Here is a 20,970-nt window from a genome sequence, read left to right as displayed (position 1 = left end):
GTTGTATGAAGGATTATATCGGATGATTAACGCTTGTCGCATATCGTGAATTGTACTTAAGGTAGGTTCGATATCCTACTAAATCAGCATATAATTTGTTCTTTGGGAATTAGAAAGGGTGTCAGCAACCTTTAGGGCGGTTCATAAATTATTTCAACTCATTGACTTTATTCCTGAACAATTTTCGGAGTACAGAAGAACAAGTGGATAATGAGATGAGAGAGCCTGGAGCTTATTCTAAAATATGCCCAAGTTATAGTGTCTCACTAAATCGAGGATCATATGGTAACCAACGACAGAATTACCATGGGCATCCAAGGGAGCGCTGAAAACGGCTATGCCTGCTTCATTAGGAACGCTTATCATAATGCCGCCACCCACACCTGATTTGCTGGGTAAGCCTACTGTGCGGGCATATTCACCGCTAAATTCGTACATTCCTGCAATTAGCATTTGCGATTGGATTAATTTTGATATCTCAGGATTTTTATAGCGTTGGTCACCATCAAAACGAACGCACTGCTGTGCGAAGAAATAGCCTATTTTCGCCAAATCTTCGGTCGTCAGTTCAATAGAGCATTGTCGAAAATAGTTGTCCAGCTGTTCTTCGGAGCCTGAAATCAATCCTGCATTTTTCATGATATAGAACATTCCACGATTACGATGTCCAGTTTCTTTTTCGGAAGCATATACTGTTTCGTTATAATCCAGTGTCGGATTGTCTGTGATATAACGTAGCAATTTTAATATTTTGTCAAAGGGCACTTGTCCATCGCCTGAAATGAGCGATGTGGTCAAGATTGCTCCGGCATTCATCATAGGATTCAGCGGCTTGCCCATTGTTTCCAGGTTGGAAAAGTGATTGAACGGTTTATCCGTACCGAAGTACCCCATTTTTTTAAAGACAGCTTCTTCTCCATTTTCCATGACCGCTACCATCAGGGCAATCGGTTTGGAGATACTTTGCATAGTGAACTTTTTATGCATATCACCTGCTCCGATTAGTAAGCCTTTCTCATTTACTACCGCAATGGCAACAGCTTTTGGATCCATCTTGCCCAATTCGGGGATATAGTCCGCTACTTTCCCGTCGAGATAATAATGTCTGTTTTTGTTCAGAATAGTGGTTAACGATGCTTTAGAGACTTCGCTAATAGGACTGGTATTTTGAGAATAATTGGGTATGCTATCATTGCTTCGTAGCAGGCTTATCTGCATACTCCCCCTACGATACGTATCTTCCGTTTCCAGAATTGTATCTTTTGGACCTTCAAATTCAGCTTCTCTTATTTTCGATTCCGATTTGTCCGTAACGGTCTGCGCCTGCGAATCATTCCGTATAGCTAGAGCAACAAATAAGATAAGCATGTATTTGTACATAGTGCTTTATTTTTTAATATTACGAGCATCTAGCGCGCGTTGAAATTTACGGGCATTGACGAGGTGTTCCGCCTGGGTTACCGCAAAGTTGTGATAGCCAGAAAAATCATCTTTTGCACACATATAGATGTAATCGTGCTTCGCGTAATTTAAAACAGCATCAATAGCTGCGATACTTGGTAGCATAATTGGTCCGGGGGGCAAGCCTTTAAAACGGTATGTATTGTAAGGGTTGTCGATTGTCAAATGCCTGTTCAGGACACGGCGGATAGTGAAATCATTTTGGGCAAAGATCACTGTTGGGTCTGCCTGTAACAAAATGCCCCGCTTTAACCGGTTGAGGTAGAGACCGGCAATTTTCGGCATCTCATCTTTGTGTAGCGCTTCGCCCTTCACAATAGAGGCTAGCACGCTCACCTCTTGCGGTGTTAGATTGAGTGCTGCCGCCTTTTCTTTTCGTTCTGCGTTCCAAAATTTAATGTATTCATCATGAAAGCGGGCTACGATTTTGTCAGGAGAGGTGTTCCAATAAATTTCGTAGGTATTTGGAATAAACATGCTAAAGAAATTGTCTTCCGTAAACCCATACTTCTCCGAGACATCTTCATTATCCAGTATCTCTAAGAAAGTAAGCGAATCCGCCTCGAAGTTTTTACCCAACAGACCGGCAAAATTTTCTTTTAAACGGATGTTTTCAAATCTAAACTTAACGGCCTCCTGATAGCCGCCGCGCAGATTCCCAATCAACCTTCTATTAGATAAGCCTTCACTCAATTTGTATCGGCCAGGTTTTACAGCGGTAGGGTAGTCCATCACTCTGGCAACATAGTCAAAGAATCGAATGTTTTTTACGATGCCTTTTTCCTCAAGTTCTTCTAATACGTCATGGTAGTTGTCTTCGCTGTGCACATAAAGATAAGATTCTTTACTCGTTACACTCGGTCCCAAAAATGCCGAATATCCAATATACCCTACAGTAATACCTATGACGAAGACTACAAGTAAAATAATCTTCACAAATTTTGGGAACCCTCTTTTTTTGTCGCTCATATCAGTTTGCTTAATTGGATAACGTTAAATCCACGGTTGAACCAATTCCCACGAAGCCAGCCGTAGTATCTGGAAGCTGACTAACGACCTTCGCGCTAAGTGAGTCCACGACTGCACCATTGTAGCTGATGCTGCCTAAATTTAATCCAACGCCAGTCAGGGCGAAACGAGCTTCATCTAAAGATAGGCCAATCAGATTTGGCAGCTCAACTTCACTCGATCCGCGGCCGTTCCCCAAAACAAGTGTAACTTTTGAGCCTTTAGGTACCATTCTGCCAGCCTGTAGCGGCTGCCCAGCAAACTTTACATCCAATACCACATCCCGTGCGATATCCGAAACGTAAACCGTGTCGCCTACTTTCAAGGATTGATTGCGTAGTATCGCGGTGGCCTCAATCAAGGTCTTATCTACGATGCTTGGAAAAGCCACATCCGGCGGGGTTTGCGTTATAATAGTAAGGTAAATGGTTCTTCCGGTTTTAACATGCGATTTGGGCTCAGGATCTTGCTCAATAACAAGTCCAGGCTTCATATCCATCTGGTAGATGGAATCTACGAAATACTCCAAGTCAGCGTTTTCCAATGCCTGTATAGCCTGGTCGATCTGCATGCCCTTTACCTGAGGGACTTCTATTGCTACGCCATGCTTTGTGTAGGCCTTAAGCCCAAAGTATATGCCTAAAAATAGAATAAGGATAACAACTAAAGCTGCTATGAGATTTTTTCGAAAAGCATCTGTCTTCAGATACAACAACAGTTTTGACATGGATTCTTTGATATAATACGAGCAATAGTCAAGCCATTTTGCATTGCCCGTCCTAACACATTACATTAAATATAATAAGCAAAAATATTCTTTTCACTTGGTTTTAACATCAGACCGCAAAAAGAACATATGATATAAACGAGCTATCATAGGCCACGTGCGTAGTATTTTAAATCAGTTACAAATATAATTAAACAATGGAAAAAAACTGCAACGGATTATGGAATCAATTCTGCCGTATAGCTCCTCAAGCTTAAGTAAAGCCACCTATCGAAATCTTATGCCTTTACATCAAAACAAGCTAGTTGACAACGTCAAAAAATTGTACAAAATGTAGCCTTCGGTGCGCGCCACTCAAGCCGCGAGAGCAAGCAGTTTACAGGACATTCGCTACGTATTCTGTGTGTTTTAAATTTATTTTATTCCGGGTTTAATAAAAATACTAATAACTTAGCTGTTGATAAGGATTTTTTTGCAGCAGATTAAAAATAGCTTGCAATTATAAACACGGTGACCACTTTGATCTCTTTAGGTTAATATGTCAATAGATTTGAGATATATGATCGATGAAAAATATTTGTTATCGGCCATTGCCAAAGGGGATACTAGTGCCTTTAAAATCTTATATGATCATTATTATCCAATTGTACATCGTTTCGCAAGCCAATTAGTTCCTTCCAAGAGTATGGCGCAAGATGTTGTTCAGGATGTGATGATTGTTGTTTGGGAAAAGGGGAGGGAACTCCACAGGGTTGAGAATATCGAAAGCTATATAAAATCTATTGCAAAGCGTAAGGTGATTGACTTGATCAGACGGGATATTCGGTTTAAAAAATATGAACAGCACCGTAGTTGTGCTGAGGTGGAGTTGAGTGAAGCCTTGATAGCGACGATATACTTAAAAGAAACAAACGAACATTTAAACAACGGGATAGCATTGCTTCCGAAGCAACAGCAACTCGTTTATCGTATGTGTCACCAGCAGTATCTGAAATATGAAGAAGTCGCTGCTAAACTCGGGATTTCCAAAGGTACCGTACATAAGCATATGAAATTGGCGCTGAAGTTTTTAAGAGATTATCTAAGAAAATATGTCATTCTATCTATGATAATGGATGTAATCTGGAATCTTTAAAAAAAAAGTAAATTTTAATTACCCCTAATGCTTCTGTCTTACGACTTACTATTAAATACGCAATAGCACATTAGCTAGCAGTGGTTTTATGGAAAACAGGGCAAGAATATATTATCTTTTTTCACAACAGCAGAAATCTCAGTTATCGGAATCCGAATTCTCTGAATGGAAGATGCTTTTGGAAGATCCCTTTTCTGAGCCTATTCTAGAAGAGCTTATGGAAGATTTTTGGAGCAATAAAGATGTAAACATTGCACCCTTAGCTTCAGAACAAGTTCAATTTATCTATCAACGTGTCATATTGCATAAGCAGTATAGGGGTCGTTCAAAAGTCGCTTATATAAAGTTCATCCTTGCTGCTGCCTGCGTTTTGATATTCGGGGTCATTAGTATCTCTACATTAACAATATCAAAACAGTATTCAATAAAAGGACTGGAAAAACTTGTGGTAGAACAGATAGATTATTCAGCATTTGACCAACCCGTGCTGTGTATTGATGAAAATACAGAAATAAAATTGGATGACGTGCCACTGGGGAATATTTATGAAGATGACGACTATATAGTTATTAAAACTAAGGAGGGGGGGATTGAATATAAATCAAAATCTGAGAATAGCGTCTCAAGAGTGATAAAGCATAAAATAATTGTTCCAAGAAAAAGGATATTTCAGGTTGGTCTTTCCGATGATACACGAGTGCATTTGAATGCAGAAAGTTACATCTCATTTACAAATGCCTTTGGATCGGATCGAGTTGTGTTGCTAGCTGGCGAGGGCTATTTCGATGTTAGGCACAGAGAGGGGATTCAAAATACACCAATTCCATTTTCTGTAGAAACAGGAAAGCAAACATTAACCGTCCTAGGAACTGTTTTCAACATCCGATCGTATCCTGAAGAAGCAGAGACGTCAACGCTATTGAAAGGTAAAGTGGCTATAGAATGCTTATCGAAACAAACTCACCGAAAGGAAGTATTGTCACCGGGACAGCAATTAACATTCGATGGTGCTGAAATTTCGATCGGTGAAGCGGATATTGATCTGGTTGTTTCTTGGTTGAATGGAGATTTCCTTTTTGATGACATCTCACTTGATAAAGTTATGAGGGAATTGTCACGCTGGTACGACATTGACGTGGATTATAAATCACTCCCCAAGAGCAAAAAATTCTACGGCAAGATTCGAAGATCGTCAAATATAGAAGATATTCTATTGGCAATTGAGCGGACGAGTAATGTAAAACTAACTATGAAAGGAAGGAGAGTTATGGGTTCGAGCTAAATAACAGCTTAAAATTATGAAGACTAAAATCGGCGATGCTACCAACATCACCGATTCAATAGTTGATTGACGGATAATTAATCAATATACTATAAACTTAATACACAAATATATGAAACTACTGTTACGTTTAGGCTACCTTTTGTCGATTGACAGAGGGAGGCATCAAGCCTACTCGAAATTATGTTTTCTAGGCTATCTTATTATTAATTTAAATCTTCTTTTACTAATGGGGAGTAGCGTGCAAGCTCAGTCTGCGACCTTTTCACAGAAGGTAACCATTAAAATGAAAAATGGTCAACTAAAAGACTTTATGGAAGAATTAAGTAAGCAATCCGGGTACGACTTTCTTTATGAAAAAGCTTACTTAAAAACAGCAAACCCTGTTACATTGGACGTGCGACATGCCGATGTCCGCACCGTATTATCCATAGCATTCCGAGATCAACCATTTTCCTATAGCATACAGGGTAAAATGATTATTTTAAAAAACCGAGATAATAAGACAGCGAAAACAGAGTACCCTGCTCAACAATCGATTAAAGGTGTTGTACATGATATGAATAATTCTCCACTGCCAGGAGTGAATATAAGTCTCGCCCAAGGAACACCAATTACTGCCAGCGATGAAAAAGGATTATTTGAAATCACCTATTCAAAAGAACAGTCGGAATTTGTCTTCCGTTTAATGGGCTATGCAGAAAAGAAGATTTCTGTTAGGGACGAAACATTCCTTAGCGTAACATTATCGCCAATAACGGATAGCTTGGATGAAGTAGTTGTTGTTGGATATGGCACGCAAAAGAAATTAAATGTAGTAGGCTCAGTATCTACGGTTAAAGCAGAACAGATCGTAAATAAGCCCGTAACAAACTTAGCGGAGGCGCTAACTGGTGAGGCGCCTGGCCTTACCATTACCCAATCTTCTGGCCAGCCCGGAACAGTAAATACCAGTCTTAGAATAAGGGGGGAGGGGACCTGGGGAAATTCTGCGCCGCTTGTTTTGGTAGATGGTGTTGCCATGAACATGTTTGATGTAATGCCATCTGATGTTGAAAGCGTAACCGTGCTTAAAGATGCATCTGCAGCAGCAATCTATGGATCAAGAGCGGCCAACGGTGTCATCTTGGTCACGACCAAAAGCGGAAAAGCCGGGAAACTAGCGATAACGTATAATGGAAGCGTAGGACAGCAGTATGCTACAAGGCTACCAAAACCGGCTTCGTCCTGGCAATATGCCGAGATGTACAATAAAGTTGCCGAAAACATTACGGGCGTTCCCGGATCTACATTTTCTCCAGAGAAAATTGATAGAATGAAGAATGGAGGCGATCCAGATGTCCTCGAAGGAAATACAAATTGGTACAAAGAGTTGATAAAGCCAGCCCTCCAAACCATGCATAATCTCACGATGCAAAATGGGAACGATAAGACCACCTACCTAGGTTCCTTAGGTTACACTAAACAGGACGGGGTCATAAATTCAACTTATGATAGGTATAATATGCGTCTGAATACAACCACTAAATTTAACGATTGGCTTAAAGTAGGCGCAAATATGTCCTACATAAACGACGAAAGAAAAGAGTCGCCCAGTGGAGCTGCCGCCTCGTATTATTATGTGCCACGGTCGATGCCTTATTATCCAGTACAGTATTCTGACGGCACTTGGTCTTTTCTCTCAGCGCCTCAAAATGCAGTCCGCCGTTCTACTTACGATTACGGCCTGCAATCCGTACGGGGAGACAAGCTTTCCGTACTCGTAAGTCCAGAAATTTCGCCGATTGCTGGTCTGGTGATAAAAGGGACATTTGGTTATGAAAGCAAATCATTCCTGCAAAAAAGATCGACAAACATAGTGAAATACGACGCTTTTGCGCCAGCTGGTCAGGCAGAAAATATCATCATTGCCCGCAACGAACAATCCGACGATTATACGCAAGAACGTAATTTTACCGGATTCCTAACTGCAAACTACAGCAAAACGATTTTAGCGCATAGTTTTTCCGCTATGGTAGGGTTGTCCGCCGAATCAATGCGGTATAATTCTTTGCAGGGAAGTAGAAAGGATTTTCCAAGTAATGATTTTTCTGAAATCTCGCTCGGAGATATCAATACTTCTCAAGCTTATGGCACATCTTACGAGCAATCTCTTGCCTCTATATTCGGAAGGATCAACTACAGTTATGATAATAAATACATATTTGAGACAAGTGTCAGACGAGATGGATCCTCGAAGTTTGCTCGCGGCAGCAAATGGGGGACCTTTCCGGCATTCTCATTAGGATGGCGCATATCCGAAGAGAAATTTTTTGAATCCTTTAAATCTGCAATCCCAGAATTTAAATTAAAGGCCTCTTGGGGAAGGCTAGGCAATAATCAGATCGACAATTTTTTATTCCTCAGTACGTATGCGGCTGGCAACTCGTATATCTTCGAGACTGGTCTCCAGTCATCCTTTCGCGAGGCCATTATGGGAAATAATTTGATCACTTGGGAAACGACTACACATAAGAACCTGGGTTTTGATCTATCCACATTGAAAGGCAAACTAGACATCTCGTTCGATTGGTATGATAGGGTAACCGATAATATCTTGCTAAATCTAGAAGCGCCTTCCTTGTTGGGCATCACAGCTCCTATACAAAACGCAGGATCGGTACAAAATCGTGGTTGGGAAATATCAATGGGCTGGAAAGATCAGATCGGAGAAAATTTTAAATACAATGTCACGGCAAACCTATCAGATGTTCGGAATAAAGTGCTCGATCTGAAAGGCTATAGATCCGCAACAACATCGTTAACGACCCGTATCGAAGGCCAACCGCTCAACGCGTTATTTGGGTGGGAGACGTTAGGAATTGCCACAAGTCAAGAGCTCTATGATCAACATGCCACGGTCATGAAGGCCTTCATACCTAATTGGTCGATAGGGGATATTATCGTAAGAGATCGTGATGGTGATGGCCAAATAACCGCTTTGGATAAGACAGTTATTGGCAATACTATTCCCCGATACACATACGGGCTAACGTTGGGTGGTCAATATAAGAAGCTTGATTTTAACCTTTTATTCCAGGGAGTTGGCAAAAGGGACGGCTATTTGGGTGGGGATGTTATAGAGCCGATGGGGATATTCTCGGCGTTGGAAGAACATTATTTAGAGTCGTTTGATCCCAAAAGACCAAATGCTGATGCGTACTATCCGCGTTTATTAGGTGCTGAACAAAGGCACAATTGGCAGAACTATTCACATTGGATACAGAATGCAGCTTATTTAAGACTAAAAAACGTCGCTATAGGATATTCGTTTATTTTTCCAAAGGCAAGTATAAGAAGTGTCAGAGCCTATGTTAGTGGACAGAATCTTTTGACCTTTACGAAATATCGAGTTTTTGATCCCGAAAATGGTCTGAATTCCATATCCTTTCCGAACGTTGCTATTTATACACTAGGGATAAACGTTGATTTCTAATTTTAAGCTTAAAAACATGAAAATCGTAATCTATTTGTATGTATTCACAGGCGTTCTGCTTTCATCCTGTGAAAAGTTTTTAGATGCTGAGCCGACAACATCGGTCACGCAAGATAATTATTGGAGAACACAAAGTGATGTGTCTAATTTTGTAACAGATATCTATGCGACAACCTTTCCGGTCGTCTACGAAGGGTCGATCTTTTTTGATGAAATGATGTCTGATAATGCATTTTTGGTTTGGTCAGGTTGGTATACGAATATCCGTCTTTTAGCTAATGGTACGCAGGATGCAAGTGGAACCGCGCCCTATAACATCTGGACCCGGCATTATGCTAATATTCGGAAGTGTTATAGCGTGTATGAAAATATAGACAAGGTAGAAGGTATTTCTGCTATAGATAAGGAAACTTTGCTTGCAGAGGTAGAATTTCTAGAGGCATATAACTATCATAGATTGGTTTTCTTTTTTGATAAAGTACCGCTGATCACCAAAACATTAACCGACCAGGAAAGCAAGACGGTGACACAATCTGACCGGGAAACAGTTCTAAACCATATCCTTGATCGACTAAACTTATCGATCGAACGCCTTTCAGATAAGACACAGCCTAAGGGAAGAGCCGACTGGGGAAGTGCCTTAGCGCTAAAAGCTCGGGTTTTGCTACTCGAAAATCGATTTGAAGAATTGCTGCCGATCACGCAGGAACTTTCCGCAAAGTATAGCCTGAACATGGCAGGCGATAGGCCATACGAAGATCTTTTTTCGGGTATGGCAGAAAATTCGAATGAAATCATTTTTTCTATAATAAGAAGGGCATCCAGCGGGGGAGTTGCTGAAGGACATTTTGCAAATCAGATCTTTTTCTTGAAAGGTATGTCGGGTGGAGATGCCTTGCGAGCATGCACTCCGACGGGGTCATTGGTTGATGCATATCCTATGGCAGATGGAAGACTGATACGTGAAAATGGCTCAAGTTATTATCCTGCTACACCTTATTTGAATCGTGATCCTCGACTCTATCAAACGGTGATTTATCCAACAGGGAATATTAAATACTGGGACGGTTCGTCGATACAATCGACGTTGTATGACCCGGAGGACAGTTCTACACAGATAAAACTTCAACAATACGATGCGCCGGAACCATCATCTAGCGGTTACATGTGGAATAAGTATGTCGACTGGTCTCCACATGCTATGGTTCAGATTACCGACTGCACAAATGATATCATCATCATGCGCTACGCTGATATTTTGTTGATGCGCGCCGAAGCGCTTGTTGAGCTTAACGGTTCAGGTTCCAAATCTGAGGTGATCGATATCATCGACCAATTACGTAATAGAGCAAAGGGAGGTCTTGTTCATCGCGAAAATTATAATACGCAAGGAGAGCTGTTAGACCTAGTTCGTAATGAAAGGCGGATTGAACTAGCAAATGAAGGGTTGCGCTATTTCGATCTTATTCGTTGGCGTATTGCTGAAAAGTCGCCCATAACGGAAGGGTATGGTTTGCGTGGGGATCTATATGGTGCCAGGATGCGTAAAGATGGCGTAGGCAGATCCGACCGTACCGTTGCTGTACAGGGGCAGGAAAGGAGATGGATAGAAGAGCGCTTCTTTAATCCTGCTAAGCATTATTTGCAACCCATTCCGCAAAAAGAGATAGATCTCAATCCCAATTTGGTACAAAATCCAAATTGGTAGAATGGCCCAATTTGAATATGTTATTTAACAATAATCAGAAACGATATGTATAAAATTATTATTTTTTCAGCCCTATTTTTTGCGACGTCATTAGCATGTCGACAAACGAACGCGCAAGTGACGGTCACTAATCCAAAAACAGACAAACAGTTGCTCGATAATTTTCAAAATGCCAAGTTAGGAATGTTCATCCACTGGATGGTATGTCATCGAGAAGGAATGGGAGACTCCTGGGCCATCGGTTCAAAGATCAAATCTAAAGCGCAGTCCGATTCCATCACCATGCTATGGAATCCCATACATTTTGATGCCAAAAAGATGGTAGAGACCGCCCGCAAAGCAGGCGCAAAATATATGGTCGTCATATCCAAACATCACGACGGGTTTGCTATTTGGGATAGCAAATTCACCAGTTTTGACCTTGAGAAAAGTCTCTTTAAACGGGACATTTTGGCTGAGTTAGGAAAAGAATGTAGACAGCAGGGCTTACTGTTTGGAATATATTATTCCATAGCAGATATTGATTACCTTGGTTGGGAAAGAATGCCAACAACTGAATCCGGGATCCCTGAACCTAGGCATGGAAAGCAGGCCTTTATTGAATTTGTTAAAAACCAAAGCGCGGAATTAATTAAGAACTATTCTCCAGATATTTTATGGTATGATGGACATTGGTTAGACCCGCTTTGGGGGCCTAAAGAGGGGAAGCTCCTTTACGACTATCTTAAAACATTAAAACCAGACATCTTGGTCACCCGTCTTTCCATCACAAAAGACTATGATAATGCGGAAACATTTTTTCCATATGGACATTCCGGGGACTTTTTTTCGATGGAGGCAAAAACGGCAGACGCCCCGCCTTTTCCTTGGGAAGCCTGCACCAGCGTTAGCTATCCGGTTTATGCTTATGAACCCAGTGCGCCGCTGATCGCTAAAGAAAAATTACTGACAGATTTCAGCAAAACACTTTGTGGAAATGGTAATTTTTTGCTGAATATAGGTCCTGATGAACAGGGGATATTGCCTCCCAAATTGGTAGAAAAATATATGGAATTGACGCAATGGATCGAAAAGTATCCGGAAGCAGTGTATAACACGCGCGGAGGACCCTACACACAAGGCGATTGGGGCGGAAGCACTTATCAGGGAAAAAACATCTACATTCATCTGCGCGACGTGTCGAAATTTCCAAATGAAATTGTTTTGCCATCTTTTTATCGAGTAAAAAATGTCACGGATCTACAGACTAAGACCAAATTACGTTTCCAGCAAAAAGAGCAGCGCCTATCAATTCAAATACCGAATACTTTCACAAAGGAAGCGATCCCGGTAATTAAAATAGAGTTGGATAAAGAGTTTATCTTTAAAAGCTGGCTACCGCTAACACAGTAATGTGTTGAAAAAAATTCGTTTTTCCGTGCAGCGCAGATTATATTTGTTTACCAATTGACGTAATCGTGAACGAGCTGTGATTATAGTCACACCTCGTTCGCCAAACATGGAAGAAATTATTAGATGAAAATAAAAGTAGCATTAATTACAGGAGGATACACAGGAGAGGCCGAAGTGTCTTATAAAAGCGCGTCTTTTGTACAAAGCCAGTTAGATACAGAGAAATACGATGTATACCCCATTACCATAAGTTTAGCTTCATGGTTTCATGTAGATGATGCTGGTGTTAAACATCCTGTAAATCGGGAAGATTTTTCACTGACGGTGAACGAACATATTGTAAAATTTGATGTCGCTTTTATCGTAATCCATGGAACTCCTGGTGAAGATGGTCGTCTTCAGGGGTATTTTGATATGATTAATTTACCGTATACCTCTTGCAGCGCGCTTACTTCGGCTTTAACGATGAATAAAGGATATACCAAAGCCATCTTAAAAGATATCCCCAACCTATTTGTTGCGAATTCTGTTTTACTTTTTGAGTCCGGGCGTAAGGATGGCGCTACATTGGTCGAAAAGCAGCTTCATTTGCCTTACTTCGTGAAGCCCAATGCTGGAGGGAGTAGTATTGGTATGACAAAAGTAAAGACTTTGGAAGAACTACCGTTGGCATTAGATAAAGCCTTCGATGCTGAAAATACTGGCAAACAAGTCTTGGTCGAAGAATTTGTGACCGGACGTGAATTCTCCCAAGGGATTTTTCGTAATGCAGGGGGCGAACTGATCGTTTTGCCAGCTACCGAAGTACGGACTACGCGTGAGTTTTTTGATTTCGAAGCGAAATATATTCCAGGATTAACAGAGGAAATAACCCCGGCAGATCTTTCATCGGAGCAGCAACAGCGTGCCGCACAAATCATAAAGGAGATTTACGTTCGTCTAAATTGCAAGGGCATGGTGCGTGTAGATTTCTTTTTAGAGCAAGAGACAGATCATTTCTATTTTATAGAGATCAATACTATTCCAGGGCAGACAGCGCAAAGTTTTATTCCGCAGCAGGTGAGGGCTTATGGTATGAAAGAATCGGATTTCTATGGACAATTAATTGACGCCGCCCTGCAAAAAAGCTTATAACATGTAATGTACGCTGATTTTTAACGCGAAATGGATAGGTATGCTCCAAATGCCATGGCTTAGTTATACGCATTAGAATAAAAAATAAGGAGAATAGGCTGGCTGTCGCTATTCGTCAATAATAATTTAAAAACGGCTGTTTTTGACATCAATTATTTTCTTTATGATCTGCACTTATGATGTCCTTGACTTTTACGTGCTCATTCGTTGTTAGTCATGTAGAATTTACATTTTGTTTATTTCCTCTTAATCTTGAATTGTTAAATATTTTTTATTTTTGAGAAATATCTATTCAAATGAATGCAAAATTGTTTTTAAGTTTGGTTACTTTCTTACTTATTGCACGTGTAGAAAGTGGCATGGCGCAAGAAGGTGCTGTTGCCTTAGCGTCCAAACGAAACTCGGATAAGTCCGTCGAAATTACCTACCAAAAACTAGATCCCGGCACCTTCACCGTGGCACTTACCTTCAAAGAGTTGCAGAATGCGGAAGCTGCTAAAACCGAATATACATTGCGTGGTTATTCGGGCCAATTGACCACATTGACACCCTCGAATAAAGATCAGTCCATATCCTATTCCTATACCTACCGTTTTATAAGAGGCAAGCTTAATCCGCGTGTAAACGAAGAGATCACCTACGCGCTTCCCTATGAAGCGGGAACGCTTATGTCTATCCGGGAAGCCTCTTTTTTGAAAGCCAGTTATTTCGGCAACAGTACACCCGACGATTGGAAAAGTTACGTGATGACAACGACATCACAGCAAACAGTCGTTGCCAGCCGCAAAGGCATTGTTGTGGAGGTCAACAATAAATTTGAAGATGCCGGCCAAGAAGGGTCCTCTTATACAAGCGAGCGTAATGACGTTACCGTTGAACATGAAGACGGATCCATCGCTAGCTATGCAGGTTTTGCTAAAAATAGTATAGCAGTAAAAGTAGGTACAGAGGTGCTGCCCGGAACTGTCCTAGGGAAGAACGTGAAACGAGATACCGATAGATTTGGGATCTATTTTATGGTGATGTACCTAAAGAGTGCCGATTTTAATATGAACAAGGGTAAGAATATGGCGACAACAAAAAGTTTCTATGGCTTTCTAACCCCAAAATTTTGGGTCAATAATCAACCGGAAACGCTCAGTGACAAAAGTCAATATGACGCAGAGATTCCTAATGAAGTTATTACGCAGGAAATGTCAAAAAAAGAATTAAAGCGATACAATAAATCTAATTGAGCAAAAAACCAGACCTGCAGGAATGCAGGTCTGGTTTTTTTTGCTCTTATTTGCTAGCAGACGAAGGCTAGTTTCGTTCCCAAACTTCATACGTGAAGGGATATGCATGCCGGTCGTCTACGGGATGTTCTTCACTATTTACCCTCTTCCATTCGTCTTGCGGGAATTCGGGGAAGAAAGCATCTGCCTCGAATGATGCGTGTACACGAGTTAATAATATTTTATTAGCGTGCGGCAACCACTGTTTATAGATATTTCCACCACCGATAATAAATACTTCCCGTTCATCTCGGCAATAGGTTAGAACCTCGTTTATCGAATTGGCAACATCAACTTCTTCAGCAGTCCACTCCTCATCTCGCGTCAAGACAATGTTTCTTCTATTGGGTAGCGCTTCGCCCATAGAGTCGTAAGTTTTCCTGCCCATCACGATAGAATGATCAGTCGTTTGATTCTTAAAATATCGGAAGTCATCAGGCAGGTGCCAAAGCATTTTATTGTCTTTGCCGATGGCGTTGTTCTCAGCGGCTGCTACTATTAACGTTATTTTAAGATTACTCATACTATATAAAGATTATACTGAAATTTATTGGTGGAAAACATCCTTCCTTTTTTAAACGGCGACGGGTGCTTTGATGTGCGGATGAAAATCATAATCCAACAGTTCGAAATCTTCGAATTTGAAATCAAAGATATTTTTCACCTCAGGATTTATTTTCATGCTGGGTAACGGTTTAGGATCTCGTGCCAACTGGCGCTCCGTTTGTTCAAAATGGTTACTGTAAATGTGTGCATCGCCAAGGGTGTGCACGAAGTCACCAGCCTCCATGTCGCACACTTGGGCAACCATCATAGTCAATAGTGCATACGACGCAATATTGAAAGGTACGCCAAGAAAGATATCGGCACTTCGCTGATACAGCTGGCAGGATAGGCGCGGTTTTAAAATTCCTTTATCCGGTTGCGCAGGGGCGACATAAAATTGAAAAAAAGCGTGGCAGGGTGGAAGTGCCATATTTTCTATTTCGGCGACATTCCAAGCAGATACGATAATCCTTCTGGAATCTGGCGAGGTCTTCAGCTGCTTAATAACCTGTGCAATCTGGTCGATATGTCGGCCATCCGGCGTAGGCCATGAGCGCCATTGTGAGCCGTAAACTGGCCCAAGATTTCCGCTTTCATCGGCCCATTCATCCCAGATGCTGACGCCATTTTCTTTTAAATACTGAATGTTCGTATCACCTCGTAAAAACCAAATTAATTCATGGATGATCGAACGCAGATGTAGCTTTTTTGTGGTCACCAATGGAAATCCGGCCTGCAGGTCAAAACGCATCTGATACCCAAATACGCTGCGCGTTCCGGTTCCAGTCCGATCCGCCTTATCAACGCCTTGCTCATAAACATGTGATAGTAAATCCAGATATTGTTTCATAGCGAAATGCCCAAAAGTGTGATCACGAAGATACTTTTTTTTACATCATTACAATATCACAATTTTTCCACATCACACATTTTGCGACATTTTATGTATTTTTGCGGACTATCATGAGCAAGAAAGTCGCATTTTATACCCTGGGTTGCAAGCTGAATTTTTCGGAAACCTCTTCTATTGGCCGGATCTTTAAAGATGCGGGTTACGAAACCACGCCTTTTAATAGCCCTGCTGATGTGTATGTCATCAACACCTGTTCCGTAACAGATCATGCCGACAGAAAATGCCGCAAGGTTGTAAAAGAAGCGTTAAAGCATTCACCAAATGCATATGTGACAATCGTCGGTTGCTACGCGCAGCTCAAACCAAAAGAAATCGCTGAAATCCCCGGTGTTGATATGGTCTTGGGTGCTGCAGAGAAGTTCAACATTATCGAACATATTAACGACCTCACCAAGACCGAGAAAGCGATCATCCACAATGCGCCGATAGATGAAACAAACCAATTCGTTTCTGCCTTTTCTATTGGAGATCGTACCCGTACCTTTCTTAAGGTGCAGGATGGATGTGATTATTCCTGCACGTTTTGCACCATCCCATTGGCTCGAGGCGCGAGCCGATCTGGTAAAATTGACGATATTGTTCAGCAGGCGACAGAGATTGCTGCATCCGGTGTTAAAGAGATCGTGCTAACGGGTGTGAATATAGGCGACTACGGCATTCGTGACGGCAAAAGGCAAGATCGATTCTTGGATTTAGTAACTGCTTTGGACGATGTGGAAGGCATAGACCGCATACGAATCTCTTCGATAGAACCTAACTTGTTGTCCAATGAGATAATAGAATTTGTAGCGCAATCAAAGCGTTTTGTTCCTCATTTCCATATGCCCCTTCAATCCGGAAACAATAAAGTATTGGGTATGATGCGGAGACGATACAAACGCGAATTGTATGCAGAGCGCGTCGCCAAAATCAAATCACTTATGCCCGATTGCTGTATAGGCGTTGACGTTATTGTTGGTTTTCCTGGGGAGACTCGCGAAGACTTCATTGATACCTACAATTTTCTTAACGATCTTGATATATCATACCTCCACGTATTCACGTATTCAGAACGAGAAAATACCATTGCCGCGCAAATGGAAGGGGCCGTTCCCGGCGCTCAACGTAGCGATCGTAGTAAAATGCTGCATATCCTTTCCGAGAAAAAGCGGCGGGCATTCTTCGATCAACAAATCGGAAAAATCGGTGAGGTTTTATTCGAAGGCGATGTAAAAGATGGCTATATGCACGGTTTTTCCAAGAACTATGTCAAAGTTCGCGCGCTCTATGATCCACTATTGGTTAATGAGGTTGTCCCTGTACGATTTACCGCTATAACCGATCAATGCGAAGTCGAGGTGGAAGAGGTGCAGGAATCGCTCGTACATTAAATCTGAATAGTTGATATTTAAAGCATTATAGTTTTTTCGTTTCCGTTAGCAATTGTCATTTCTCCACGAGCTAACCGTTCCGTGGTATCCCATCCTTGTTGCTAATAATGTGTTCGTCCTAATTAGTTTCACAAATCCTATGTAAAGTCGTATTTCTTCTTTTGAAATTGTTACAAAAACACAAATTATTCAATTTTCAAGGCGTTAAAAAAAATTAGACAAACGATTGTTTTTTTTGGATAAAACGTTTTGCTGAACTATTTGTGCTTTTTTAGTTAAATATTTTCAATATTTATTACTTATAATTGTGTGCGTTAAGAATGTATAACGATTATAAACTAAAAAAGGGGAATACAGTGTTGGTTGTTAAAAAATTAGTATTTGCAAGTTGTTTTTTTCTAATGATTGCCCTGAATCGATAAGAACTTCGATGATGCAACTCCTCTAAGAAATATATAATAAAGTGCGATCTGAATTTCAACCACTACGAACTACTAACTAAATAAACTGCAAGGCGTACGATGCTCTTACACTTATTCGAGGGTCTTTAAGCAACTGGCATCAACGAAATCAGGTTAAATAGCAACGATAGATATTTAATAGGCATTCCAATTATTAAATGTGTCGTTTCATTCGATCAGATCACTTGCAGATACTATACGCAATAGCTTTCAGTAGAAGGGCTACCGTGAAAAATAATAGATGTAACACCAAATTACAATATCATGGGAAATAGTATAAACCAAAGTTTTAAGGACGCATCAACAAACCCTGTCGGAGCTCGACACGGCAGGCAGTTACGAGTAATTGCGCTTTCAATAGTTCTTTTAGCCACCCTTAGTGCGCAATCGTGTAAAGAACAGTTACAGCTTACCCAAGAATCGGCAATGGCGAACGTATCGAATACCCCCGATAGCTTGCTTGGCGCTCCAAAAACGCAAGTCTTCCAGCAAAAAATTGGTCGTTATTCGGAGGCTATCGGGAGGCTACAACTTAGGTATGGGCAAAATAGTTGGCAGCCAACAGGTTTATATATAGATAGTAGTTCCATCATTACAGTGCATGTAAGGAAAATTTCTGGAGATGATTTGCCGAAATTGATGATTGGAACACCAAGCAACGGCCGGCGCGACTACAGTACTTGGTGTCAATTGAAAGAAGGTACAAATGTCATTAATACGGATACAGATTTAACGAGTTTTTATATTAACAAACCGGAGAAAGAAAAATGGGGAGGGAATGCTTATATCGAATATAATTCCGATTCGCCAGGGATGATGGGTGAAGTTGAAATCACTTTTGAAGTTGGTTTTAAGAAAGTTCCGTATTACGTGAAAGGAGTTACGAGTCCTGCCGATTACCAAAGGATGTTGGATGTTTTTGAAGATAGTGACAATGCCACGCTTGTGTCCGATAGAGCGATATTAACATTTACGATGCAAAATGCGCTGCAATACCGAAACTCTGATATAGACAGTTTGCTGCTTATCTGTGATCAAGTTATTGAAAGTGAGGAAGCGATTAGCGGTTTAGATAATTCGTCACCCGAACACCATCCACGCACCAGTCGAATTCTGATTACAGACTTCCCCGCCGGAAATCCATTTTCGGGCTCACTCACAATAGGCATTCCTAAAGGCTCTATTAAGGAGCTTTTAATCCCCTCTGTATTAAAAGGATCATGGTTGTTTTTTCACGAAATGGGTCATGCTCATCAGCAGATATGGACTTGGGACGTTGTTCGAGAAGTCACAGCTAATATATATTCGCTGGCTGCTGAGCGTACAATGGGTGTAACACCTGGGCTTTTCGTCCGAGATAATGTTTGGCCAACAGTTACAACTTATTTAGCTAGCCCGGAGGCAGATCGGAATTTTAATACAGATAGTTTATTGGGGCATTATGGCAGATTAGGTATGTTCCATCAACTTTGGTTAGCCTATGGAGACAGCTTTTACCAAGAATTGCATAAAAAATGCCGTATAGAAAGACCTACGTTATCGAGTGACGATCAAAAGATGGGTTATTTTATGACTAGCGCTTGTGATGTGTCAGGCGAGGATTTAACGGAGTTTTTCGAAAAATGGGGGCTTCGAGCATCTGCGGAAACGTATACCGCTATTGCTAATAAAAATCTGCCCGCGCCCGCAATAGATATAACCACACTTCGGGATTGATGGTCGGCGTGCGCGCAGGGCAGTTACGACTCATATTTGTATGCGAAGTTTATATAGTTCGGTAATTATTTGATCTCATACAATAGCAGAGCTAACGTGTTTAATTTCAATTCTATATCGAAAGGGATTTAAAAGAAAGAATTAGTGATTAGGGTTTGGTTAGACATGATTTAAGCGGACATTTCCATATAAAATACAGCAAAATTTTTGACAACTAATTCGTAGTACTATGAAAAATGTAATTAAGAAGCAACCGATGGAATCCTCAATAAATAGTATGAGAGGACTACATCCCTTATGGGTAGGGATACTTGCAGTTTCTTTTCTATTATTGTCGGCTATAAGCCTGCAATCGTGTAAAGAACAGCTACAGCTTACCCAAGAATCGGCAATGGCAAACGTATCGAATACCCCTGATAGCTTGCTTGGCGCTCCAAAAACGCAAGTCTTTCAGCAGAAGGTTTTGCCTGACTCGGAAGCTAGTAGTCGGTTGCAATTGCGGCAACGGCAAAATAGCCTGCAACCCACAGGGTTATATGTAGACAGCGGTTCTGTCGTTACGGTGCATGTGCGGACAATTTCGGGGAATGGTTTGCCAATATTGATGATTGGCACGCCCCACAACGGCAGGCGGGACTATGTTACTTTGTACCAATTGAAAGAAGGCACAAACGTCATTAATACGGACACAGATCTAACAAGTCACTACCTGAACACCCCAGAAAAAGAAAAATGGGGAGGGAACGCTTATATTGATTATAATTCGGAGTCACCAGGGATGATGGGTGAAGTTGAAATCACTTTTGAAGTTGGCTTTAGGAAAGTTCCTTATTATGTGAAAGGAGTTACGAATCCTGCCGATTATCAAAGGATGTTGGATGTTTTTGAAGATAGCGGCAATGCCACGCTTGTGTCCGATAGAGCGATATTAACCTTTACCATGCAAAATGCGTTGCAGTACCGAAACTCCGATATCGACAGTTTGCTGCTTATCTGTGATAAGGTTATTCAAAGTGAGGAAGCAATTAGCGGTTTAGATAATTCATCACCCGAACACCAGCCACGCACCAATCGAATTTTAATGACAGACTTCCCTGATGGAAATCCATTCTCGGGGACATATGCTATAGGCTTTCCCCAATATTTTATGAAAAATATTTTGACGCCATCATTATTAAAAGAATCGTGGGGTTTCTTTCATGAACTGGGGCACACGCATCAGCAGGTATGGACATGGGACGTGCTGGGCGAAGTTACGGTTAATATATATTCATTGGCTGCTGAGCGCACAATGGGTGTAACACCAGGGCTTTTCGTCCGAGATAATGTTTGGCCAACAGTTACAACGTATTTAGCTAGCCCGGAGGG

15 protein-coding genes are annotated in these 20,970 nt (G+C 41.2%); 10 read left to right on the top strand and 5 right to left on the bottom strand.

Translation table 11 applies throughout. The features are described 5' to 3' along the window. Nucleotides 1–237: 237 nt before the first annotated feature. From glsA to DI53_RS03015, 3 genes are read right to left on the bottom strand one after another with little or no spacing between them, the layout of a single operon-like run. Nucleotides 238–1,380 (bottom strand): glutaminase A, encoded by a 1,143-nt coding sequence (gene glsA / locus DI53_RS03025; protein ID WP_241462361.1) that lies wholly within the window; start codon nt 1,378–1,380, stop codon nt 238–240. Between the two features lie 6 nt (nt 1,381–1,386). Further along, on the bottom strand, nt 1,387–2,430 hold the full coding sequence (mltG, locus tag DI53_RS03020; RefSeq protein WP_037495209.1) for an endolytic transglycosylase MltG: 1,044 nt from the start codon (nt 2,428–2,430) through the stop codon (nt 1,387–1,389). A 10-nt stretch (nt 2,431–2,440) separates the two neighbouring features. Continuing rightward, nucleotides 2,441–3,196, bottom strand: coding sequence for a PASTA domain-containing protein (locus DI53_RS03015; protein ID WP_037495208.1), 756 nt, complete (start codon nt 3,194–3,196; stop codon nt 2,441–2,443). Between the two features lie 559 nt (nt 3,197–3,755). Here DI53_RS03015 and DI53_RS19495 point away from each other — a divergent pair. The 7 genes from DI53_RS19495 to DI53_RS02980 all read left to right on the top strand — a co-directional run bounded on the left by DI53_RS19495 (nt 3,756) and on the right by DI53_RS02980 (nt 14,557). After that, the gene (locus DI53_RS19495; protein ID WP_157836745.1) at nt 3,756–4,331 is read left to right on the top strand and encodes an RNA polymerase sigma-70 factor; all 576 of its coding nucleotides are present in this window, start codon (nt 3,756–3,758) and stop codon (nt 4,329–4,331) included. Nucleotides 4,332–4,419: 88 nt separating this feature from the next. Then, nucleotides 4,420–5,613 (top strand): FecR family protein, encoded by a 1,194-nt coding sequence (locus tag DI53_RS03005; protein WP_037495207.1) that lies wholly within the window; start codon nt 4,420–4,422, stop codon nt 5,611–5,613. 112 nt (nt 5,614–5,725) lie between these two features. After that, complete coding sequence (locus tag DI53_RS03000) at nt 5,726–9,088, top strand: SusC/RagA family TonB-linked outer membrane protein (RefSeq protein WP_206537979.1); 3,363 nt, start codon at nt 5,726–5,728, stop codon at nt 9,086–9,088. Nucleotides 9,089–9,104: 16 nt separating this feature from the next. Beyond that, entirely contained in the window at nt 9,105–10,796 is a 1,692-nt protein-coding gene (locus tag DI53_RS02995) for a RagB/SusD family nutrient uptake outer membrane protein (RefSeq protein ID WP_037495396.1), read from the top strand. Between the two features lie 45 nt (nt 10,797–10,841). Continuing rightward, nucleotides 10,842–12,188: an alpha-L-fucosidase gene (locus tag DI53_RS02990; protein ID WP_052072001.1), complete on the top strand. Its 1,347-nt coding sequence runs from the start codon at nt 10,842–10,844 to the stop codon at nt 12,186–12,188. Between the two features lie 123 nt (nt 12,189–12,311). Next, the gene (locus DI53_RS02985) at nt 12,312–13,322 is read left to right on the top strand and encodes a D-alanine--D-alanine ligase (RefSeq protein WP_037495206.1); all 1,011 of its coding nucleotides are present in this window, start codon (nt 12,312–12,314) and stop codon (nt 13,320–13,322) included. Nucleotides 13,323–13,618: 296 nt separating this feature from the next. Beyond that, the gene (locus tag DI53_RS02980; protein ID WP_037495205.1) at nt 13,619–14,557 is read left to right on the top strand and encodes a peptidoglycan DD-metalloendopeptidase family protein; all 939 of its coding nucleotides are present in this window, start codon (nt 13,619–13,621) and stop codon (nt 14,555–14,557) included. Between the two features lie 67 nt (nt 14,558–14,624). Here DI53_RS02980 and DI53_RS02975 read toward each other — a convergent pair whose 3' ends face one another. Together DI53_RS02975 and DI53_RS02970 are read right to left on the bottom strand one after the other, a co-directional pair. Continuing rightward, nucleotides 14,625–15,119: a dihydrofolate reductase gene (locus DI53_RS02975; RefSeq protein WP_037495204.1), complete on the bottom strand. Its 495-nt coding sequence runs from the start codon at nt 15,117–15,119 to the stop codon at nt 14,625–14,627. 51 nt (nt 15,120–15,170) lie between these two features. Continuing rightward, nucleotides 15,171–15,992 (bottom strand): thymidylate synthase, encoded by an 822-nt coding sequence (locus tag DI53_RS02970; RefSeq protein WP_037495203.1) that lies wholly within the window; start codon nt 15,990–15,992, stop codon nt 15,171–15,173. 113 nt (nt 15,993–16,105) lie between these two features. Between DI53_RS02970 and mtaB the strand changes: the two genes are divergently transcribed. The 3 genes from mtaB to DI53_RS02955 form a co-directional block, all read left to right on the top strand. Further along, entirely contained in the window at nt 16,106–17,425 is a 1,320-nt protein-coding gene (gene mtaB, locus DI53_RS02965) for a tRNA (N(6)-L-threonylcarbamoyladenosine(37)-C(2))-methylthiotransferase MtaB (protein WP_037495202.1), read from the top strand. A gap of 725 nt (nt 17,426–18,150) precedes the next feature. Continuing rightward, nucleotides 18,151–19,602, top strand: coding sequence for a M60 family metallopeptidase (locus tag DI53_RS02960; protein WP_037495201.1), 1,452 nt, complete (start codon nt 18,151–18,153; stop codon nt 19,600–19,602). A 229-nt stretch (nt 19,603–19,831) separates the two neighbouring features. Beyond that, nucleotides 19,832–20,970 (top strand): M60 family metallopeptidase (locus tag DI53_RS02955; RefSeq protein WP_037495200.1); only part of this gene is annotated, 1,139 nt, incomplete at its 3' end.

This window comes from Sphingobacterium deserti (assembly GCF_000757725.1).
GTDB lineage: Bacteria > Bacteroidota > Bacteroidia > Sphingobacteriales > Sphingobacteriaceae > Sphingobacterium > Sphingobacterium deserti.
Note: the sequence above shows the minus strand (reverse complement) of the source record. Positions and strands in the feature narration are given on the sequence as shown.